The organism is Blautia sp. CAG:257 (assembly GCF_000433815.1).
GTDB lineage: Bacteria > Bacillota > Clostridia > Lachnospirales > Lachnospiraceae > Blautia_A > Blautia_A caecimuris.
On record NZ_HF999113.1, the window covers coordinates 24,774 to 32,988 of the forward strand.

Annotated in this window: 6 protein-coding genes; 5 read left to right on the forward strand and 1 reads right to left on the reverse strand. The window is 43.7% G+C overall.

Going from position 1 to position 8,215, the window contains the following annotated elements; all coding sequences use genetic code 11:
• Positions 1-802: 802 nt before the first annotated feature.
• The gene (locus QVP40_RS12620) at positions 803-1,624 is read right to left on the reverse strand and encodes a histidinol-phosphatase HisJ family protein (protein WP_022068748.1); all 822 of its coding nucleotides are present in this window, start codon (positions 1,622-1,624) and stop codon (positions 803-805) included.
• Positions 1,625-1,809: 185 nt separating this feature from the next.
• Between QVP40_RS12620 and gap the strand changes: the two genes are divergently transcribed.
• The 5 genes from gap to gpmI form a co-directional block, all read left to right on the forward strand.
• On the forward strand, positions 1,810-2,829 hold the full coding sequence (gap, locus tag QVP40_RS12625) for a type I glyceraldehyde-3-phosphate dehydrogenase (RefSeq protein ID WP_022068749.1): 1,020 nt from the start codon (positions 1,810-1,812) through the stop codon (positions 2,827-2,829).
• A gap of 95 nt (positions 2,830-2,924) precedes the next feature.
• Positions 2,925-4,133, forward strand: a complete 1,209-nt coding sequence (locus QVP40_RS12630; protein ID WP_022068750.1) for a phosphoglycerate kinase — start codon at positions 2,925-2,927, stop codon at positions 4,131-4,133.
• Between the two features lie 234 nt (positions 4,134-4,367).
• A complete protein-coding gene (gene tpiA, locus QVP40_RS12635) occupies positions 4,368-5,117 on the forward strand; it encodes a triose-phosphate isomerase (RefSeq protein WP_022068751.1) in 750 nt (249 codons plus the stop codon).
• A gap of 222 nt (positions 5,118-5,339) precedes the next feature.
• Positions 5,340-6,635 carry a homoserine dehydrogenase gene (locus QVP40_RS12640; RefSeq protein WP_022068752.1) on the forward strand — a complete coding sequence of 432 codons (1,296 nt, stop codon included), beginning with the start codon at positions 5,340-5,342 and terminating at the stop codon, positions 6,633-6,635.
• A 207-nt stretch (positions 6,636-6,842) separates the two neighbouring features.
• The coding region (gpmI, locus tag QVP40_RS12645) for a 2,3-bisphosphoglycerate-independent phosphoglycerate mutase (RefSeq protein ID WP_288200561.1) at positions 6,843-8,215 on the forward strand (1,373 nt) is incomplete at its 3' end.

Here is an 8,215-nt window from a genome sequence, read left to right on the forward strand (position 1 = left end):
TCGACCTTAACAGGCTCAGTTTTAGAGGTAGAGACTTTAACGGGCTCGGTCTTCTTTGTTTCCACCTTAACAGGCTCAGTTTTAGAGGTAGAGACTTTAACGGACTCAGTCTTCTTGGTTTCGACCTTAACAGGCTCAGTTTTAGAGGTAGAGACCTTAACAGGCTCAGTCTTCTTTGTTTCAACCTTAACGGGCTCTGTTTTGGAGGTGGCGATTTTTTCAACCTCTGTTTTTTTCGTTTCAAGTTTTGCATTACTATGTTGTACAGAGCCGGAAGCAGTTTTTATACGTTCTGCTTCAGCCTTTGCCGCAGCTTTCTTTTTCTGGAGTCTTTTCTTTGCCATAATCATTCTCCTTTGCTTATCATGAGAATCAGCAGAAAATATTTTCTTCTACAAAAATAATGGGATTTCGCTGATTTTCCAACACAATTAGTTGTTTTAAAATACAATTTTTCGCCTGTTTTTCAGTATTGTCTGACAGGTTTTATAGTAATCTTACAAGGGTAGTAGTGAAATGTCAAGTATGCCAGAGTAAACGATCAGGCAGAGATGAATTATGGTGACCTGTGAACAGAAATGAATCATATAAAAATTCTATGGACAAAATCCGCGTTATGTTGTTTTTGCAGGATGCACACAGAAAGAGAGTGCAGAATCAGCACAGACGTTTTATGTCGGCAGTACAGAGACGATATCTGTGTTGAGAAACTTCCTTATTATTGTATATGGAAATTGGAATGATGCACAGACGATGCAGCTTTTGCAGCAGGGAAAAAGCAAAAGCTGCAGTTGATGATCACTTATTTTAGAGGGATAAATTCCGGCGTTCTGTTTTTGAAGATGGTATAATACCGGAAACCGCAGTCAATCAGAACATCTGTAGCCTTGTCAAAGGCAAAAGCTATTTTTTCCGGAGAATGGGCATCTGCGCCAACTGTAATAATCTCGCCTCCCAGCTGGCGGTAACGGCGGATCACTGCAGTGCAGGGATTGGGTTCTCCAAGACCATAATGATAACCGCCTGTATTCAGTTCAATCCCGATATTTTTACGGACCAGAGTACGAAGTATTTCGTCAAGAATATCCTGATATCGTTCATAGCTGTAATAAAGATTTTTGTTTGGGCCGTAGCGTACAATATAGTCGATATGTCCGTATACATCCATTTCTGAGAACACATCCAGATTTTCCAGAATTGATTCAAAATATTCTCTGTAGCCCCGGGCTTCCTCACGGTTTTTAAAATATTCCCCGTAATAAGGGTCCTGACCGTGAACGACATGAGAGGAACCAATGACAAAATCAAAGGGAAATCTGCTTAACTGTTCGCTGAAATGTTTTTTCAGATGGGGCTGAAGCCCGTATTCAATACCGAAATTCACCGTAATACTGTCTTTGTATTTTTCTTTTAAAAAAGCAAGCCTGTCTGCATATGCCTCCACTTCCAGATGAAAAACCTGCTGATCCGGGGTGGGCGGATAGTCCGGATCCAGATGTTCGGTAAAGCAGACACCCTCAAGTCCCCGTGATATAGCGTTTTTGATCATATTTTCCATGTCTGTGTCGGAATCGGCAGAAAAAGAAGAGTGCATATGACAGTCCCATAAAATGCTGTTTTTCATAGAAACCCTCCGTTATGTATGTTATAAGCCGATTATAGCACAGAGATTTACTTTTTTTGTAATGTTTTTTCCAAAATAGTCTTGAATTTTTGTATGAGATTCGATACAATATGTTCAGGTTGACGTTTCTTTAACAATAGAGGGAGCGCCATAATCAACCATTTAATTCATAGGAGGAATTTATCATGGCAGTAAAAGTTGCAATTAATGGATTTGGCCGTATCGGTCGTCTGGCTTTCCGTCAGATGTTTGGAGCAGAAGGATTTGAAATCGTTGCTATCAACGACCTTACTTCCCCGAAAATGCTGGCTCACTTATTAAAATATGACTCTACACAGGGCAGATATGAACTGTGTGACAAAGTAGAGGCTGGAGAAGACTCTATCACAGTTGATGGAAAAGAAATCAAAATCTATGCAAAAGCTAACGCTGCAGAGCTTCCTTGGGGAGAGATCGGCGTAGACGTTGTTCTTGAGTGTACAGGATTCTACACATCCAAAGATAAAGCTCAGGCTCATATCGATGCTGGCGCTAAACACGTTATCATTTCCGCTCCGGCAGGAAACGACCTTAAGACAATCGTTTACAATGTAAACCACGAAGGTCTTACAAGCGAAGACAAGATCATCTCCGCTGCATCCTGCACAACAAACTGCCTTGCTCCGATGGCAAAAGCTCTTAACGATCTTGCAGCTATCAAGACAGGTATCATGTGCACAATCCACGCTTACACAGGCGATCAGATGACACTTGACGGACCGCAGAGAAAAGGCGATCTGAGAAGATCCCGTGCAGCTGCAGTTAATATCGTTCCGAACAGCACAGGTGCTGCAAAAGCTATCGGTCTTGTTATTCCGGAACTGAACGGCAAGCTCATCGGTGCTGCACAGCGTGTTCCAACCCCAACAGGTTCTACTACAATCCTTACAGCAGTTGTTGAAGGAAATGTAACAAAAGAGCAGATCAACGCAGCTATGAAAGCAGCTTCCAACGAGTCCTTCGGATACAACGAAGACGAGATCGTATCCAGCGATATCGTAGGAATGAAATACGGTTCTCTGTTCGATGCTACTCAGACTATGGTTCTTCCGCTTGATAACGGAACAACTCAGGTACAGGTAGTTTCCTGGTATGACAACGAGAACTCCTACACAAGCCAGATGGTTCGTACAATCAAACACTTTGGCAAACTTCTCGGAGCATAATTGTTTCATACGAAAGAATGAAATAGACTCAGTAAGGGGTCCGGTCTGATTAGGGCCGGATTCCTTTTTTATTAAAATTCGGAGGTTATAGGATCATGGGATTAAATAAAAAATCTGTTGATGATATCAATGTAAAAGGCCAGAAGGTTCTGGTAAGATGCGACTTTAACGTGCCGCTGAAAGAGGGAAAGATCACAGACGAAAACCGTCTTGTGGCAGCTCTTCCTACTATTAAGAAACTGGTTGCTGACGGCGGAAAGATCATTCTCTGCTCTCACCTGGGAAAACCGAAGGGAGAACCGAAGCCGGAGCTTTCTCTTGCACCTGTAGCAGTTCGTCTTTCTGAGCTTCTTGGACAGGAAGTAAAATTTGTTGCAAGCCCTGTTGTTGTTGACGACACAGTAAAAGCAGCAGTAGACGCTATGAACGACGGAGAAATCGTTCTTCTTGAAAATACACGTTATCGTGCAGAAGAAACAAAGAACGGAGAAGCTTTCAGCAAGGATCTTGCTTCCCTTGCAGACGTATTCGTAAATGATGCATTCGGAACTGCTCACAGAGCACACTGCTCCAATGTTGGTGTTACAGAATTCATCGACACCTGTGTAGTAGGATACCTGATGCAGAAAGAAATCGACTTCCTTGGAAAAGCAGTAGAAACTCCGGTAAGACCGTTTGTTGCTATCCTTGGCGGCGCAAAGGTTGCTGATAAACTGAACGTAATCTCCAACCTTCTTGAGAAATGCGATACTCTCATCATCGGCGGCGGTATGGCTTATACTTTCCTTAAAGCAAAAGGTCTTGAAGTAGGCGCTTCTCTTGTAGACGATACCAAACTTGACTACTGCAAGGAAATGATCGAAAAAGCAGAGAAACTTGGCAAGAAACTTCTTCTTCCTGTAGATACTGCTATCGCAAAATCTTTCCCGAACCCGATCGATGCTGAGATCCCGGCTGAGTATGTTGACTGTGATGCAATTCCGGCAGACGTACTCGGACTTGATATAGGACCGAAGACAGCAGAGATTTATGCAGAGGCTGCTAAAACAGCCAAGACTGTTGTATGGAACGGACCGATGGGCGTATTTGAGAATCCGGTTCTTGCAAAAGGTACAATCGCTGTAGCAAAAGCTCTTGCAGAAACAGACGCAACAACAATCATCGGCGGCGGTGACTCTGCAGCAGCAGTAAACCAGCTTGGATTTGGTGACAAAATGAGCCACATTTCCACAGGCGGCGGCGCTTCTCTGGAATTCCTGGAAGGTAAGGAACTGCCGGGCGTAGCAGCAGCTAACGATAAATAAAACACTTAATGAGGACGAGCGAGAGTGAAGTTCCGGATTTAGTGTGAATTTAGTGCGAGACCATTTCCATACCTTAGCAGGCAAAAACGAGCCTGGTTGAGGGAATACACGGGAAATGGCAATCGTATTGCAGCGAATCGATTTCCCCTGCAGAAGAGGAGAATCATGATAATCCCTGTTTTACGACGGCAGATCAGATATAAGATAATTTTAACAAGATAGGAGAAAATAAAAATGGCAAGAAAGAAAATTATCGCTGGTAACTGGAAAATGAACATGACTCCCAGCGAAGCAGTTAAATTAGTAGAAACTCTGAAACCGCTTGTAAATAATGAAGAAGTTGACGTAGTATTCTGCGTTCCGGCTATTGACATTATCCCGGTTGTAGAGGCTTGCAAAGGAACAAATATCCAGATCGGCGCAGAGAACATGTACTTTGAAGAGAAAGGCGCTTACACAGGCGAGATTTCTCCGGCTATGCTCACAGATGCAGGCGTAAAATATGTTGTTCTCGGACATTCTGAGAGAAGAGAATATTTTGCAGAGACAAACGAGACTGTAAACAAAAAAATGCTGAAAGCTTTTGAGCACGGAATTACTCCGATCATGTGCTGCGGCGAGACTCTTGATCAGAGAGAGCAGGGCGTGACAATGGATTTCATCCGTCAGCAGGTTAAGGTTGGTTTCCAGAACGTAACAGCAGATCAGGCAAAAACTGCAGTGATCGCTTACGAGCCGATCTGGGCTATCGGAACTGGAAAAACAGCTACAACTGAGCAGGCTCAGGAAGTTTGCGCAGGAATCCGTGCATGCATCGCTGAAATCTATGATGAAGCAACAGCAGAAGCAATCCGTATCCAGTACGGCGGATCTGTAAATGCTGCAACTGCTCCGGAACTGTTCGTACAGAACGATATCGACGGAGGTCTTGTTGGCGGCGCTTCTCTGAAAGAAGAGTTCGGAAAGATCGTAAACTACAAATAAGTATCAACTGTATATTTAACCAATAAAAACACCGCAGAATATCCGGTTCTGGAAACACAATTTCGGGACCGGAATGTTCTGCGGTGTTTTTGCGTAAATGTAATTACAGATGGATTTTAAGGGAAATTCAGCATAAACTTTAACACGTTACTTGACAAATGTCCTCTGGCAGTCTACTATTAAAAAAACATCCATATGTCAGAGAAAGAGAGGAGTTTTTTTATGGAGAAAAAGGTGATTCATGCAGCCCTTCTTGGGTTTGGAACAGTGGGAACAGGAGTTTATAAGGTACTGAAAAATCAGGAAGAGGAGATGGAAGCCAAGCTTGGAAGTGTTGTCCGGATCAAAAAGATCATGGTTCGGAATCTGGAAAAGGCGGCGGCAAAGGTGGAAGATCCTTCTGTGCTTACAAACAACTGGGAAGAAATTGTCAATGATCCGGATATTGATATTATTATAGAGCTGATGGGAGGAATTGAGCCTGCCAGAACCTGTATTCTGGAAGCGCTTGAAGCCGGAAAACATGTGGTTTCTGCAAATAAGGATCTGATCGCTGTATACGGAAAAGAACTTCTTGATACAGCAGAAACACATCAGGTGGATTTTCTGTTTGAGGCGGCAGTGGCAGGCGGGATTCCGATTATCCGTCCTCTGAAGCAGTGTCTGGCAGGCAATCACATGAAAGAGGTTATGGGAATTGTAAATGGAACCACCAATTTTATACTTACAAAAATGACCCAGGATAAAATGGAGTTTAAGGAGGCTCTGGCTCTTGCCACGGAGCTTGGCTATGCGGAAGCAGATCCTACAGCAGATATTGAAGGTCTTGATGCAGGACGCAAGGTTGCAATTTTAGCCTCAGTTGCATTTAACTCCAGAGTTGTTTTTGACGACGTATATATTGAAGGAATTACAAAAATTTCAGCAAAAGATATCTCTTATGCAAAAGAAATGGGCTGTGATATAAAACTTCTGGGGGTTGCCAGAAACACAGAGGAAGGGATTGAGGCTTACGTATGCCCGATGCTGATTCCAAGCACACATCCTCTTGCTTCAGTGAACGATTCTTATAATGCAGTATTTGTGAATGGAGATGCAGTGGAAAACGCCATGTTCTTTGGAAGGGGAGCCGGAGAGCTTCCTACAGCCAGCGCTGTTGTGGGAGACATTTTTGATATTGCCCGCAACATGAAGGCTGACTGCTGTGCAAGGATCGGCTGTACCTGCTATAAGACAATACCAGTGAAAAAAATGGCCGATACACAGAACTGCTATTTCCTCAGACTCCAGGTTGAAGATCGCTGCGGTGTTCTGGCAGAAATGACTGCTGTTTTTGCAAAATATCATGTAAGCGTGGCCCAGATTATCCAGAAGCAGGCAAAGACAAATGAAAGCGCAGAGATTGTAGTCATCACAGGAAAGGTACGGGAGGGAGATTTCCGTACAGCAATGGAGGAACTTTCAGGAAGAAGCTTTGTACATAAAATCTCCAGTATGCTCCGGGTATATGGAGAATAACAGAAAAGATCAGATACTTGTATGCTGCTGACCTGGATATTCGGCCATGATCTGTGTGCCAGCCTGACAGACGCCAGATAAAATACCGGGAATTTTTCCGGGAAAATCCTTGAAAAATTCCTGATTTTTGGTAGTATATAATAGGTAAGAATAAGTAAAGTAAGACTCTGCGTTTATGCAGAGAAATTATACAAAAAGGAGAACATTATGAGCAAAAAACCAACTGTTTTGATGATCCTTGACGGTTATGGACTGAATGACAGACATGACGGCAACGCAGTATATGAGGCAAAGACTCCTGTTATGGACAGCCTGATGGCAGACTATCCTTTTGTAAAAGGAAATGCAAGCGGACTGGCAGTAGGACTTCCGGACGGCCAGATGGGCAACTCCGAAGTCGGACATATGAATATGGGTGCAGGACGTATTGTATATCAGGAGCTTACAAGAATCACAAAAGAAATCAATGACGGCGATTTCTTTAAGAATGAGGCGCTTCTGGCAGCAATGAAAAATGCAAAGGACAATGATTCTGCAATTCATTTTATGGGACTTCTTTCTGGCGGCGGTGTCCACAGCCATAATACACACCTTTACGGACTTCTGGAAATGGCAAAGAGAGAGGGACTGAAAAAAGTTTACGTTCACTGCTTCCTGGACGGCCGTGATACACCTCCGGCTTCCGGTAAAGGATATATTGAAGAGCTGCAGGCCAAGATGAATGAGATCGGCGTAGGTGAGATCGGCGTTGTTTCCGGACGTTATTACGCAATGGACAGAGACAACCGCTGGGATCGTGTAGAGCTTGCTTACAAGGCTCTTACCCAGGGTGAAGGCGTAAAGGGAACAGACGCGGCACAGGCTGTACAGGCATCCTATGACAACGAAAAAACAGATGAATTCGTGCTTCCGACTGTGATCGAAAAAGACGGAAAGCCGGTTGCATCCGTTCAGGACCATGATTCTGTTGTATTCTTTAACTTCCGTCCGGACCGTGCCCGCGAGATTACAAGAGCGTTCTGTGACGATGATTTCAAAGGCTTTGAGCGTGAGAAGAAACTGGATCTGACTTTTGTATGCTTTACAAATTATGATGATACGATCCAGAATAAGATGGTAGCCTTTAACAAGGTACAGCTTCACAATACCTTTGGCGAATATCTGGCAGCACATGATATGACTCAGGTTCGTATTGCAGAGACAGAAAAATACGCACATGTTACTTTCTTCTTTAATGGCGGCGTAGAAGAGCCAAATAAGGGAGAGGACAGAATCCTTGTAAAATCTCCGAAGGTTGCAACCTATGACCTTCAGCCGGAGATGAGCGCACCTCAGGTTTGCGATAAGCTGGTTGAGGCTATCAGATCCGATAAATACGATGTTGTGATCATTAACTTTGCAAATCCGGATATGGTAGGTCATACAGGTGTGGAAGCTGCAGCAGTTAAGGCAGTGGAGACAGTGGATGAATGTGTGGGAAGAGCTGTAGAGGCTCTGAAGGAAGTAAACGGTCAGATGTTTATCTGTGCAGACCATGGAAATGCAGAGCAGCTTGTTGATTATGAAACAGGAGAACCATT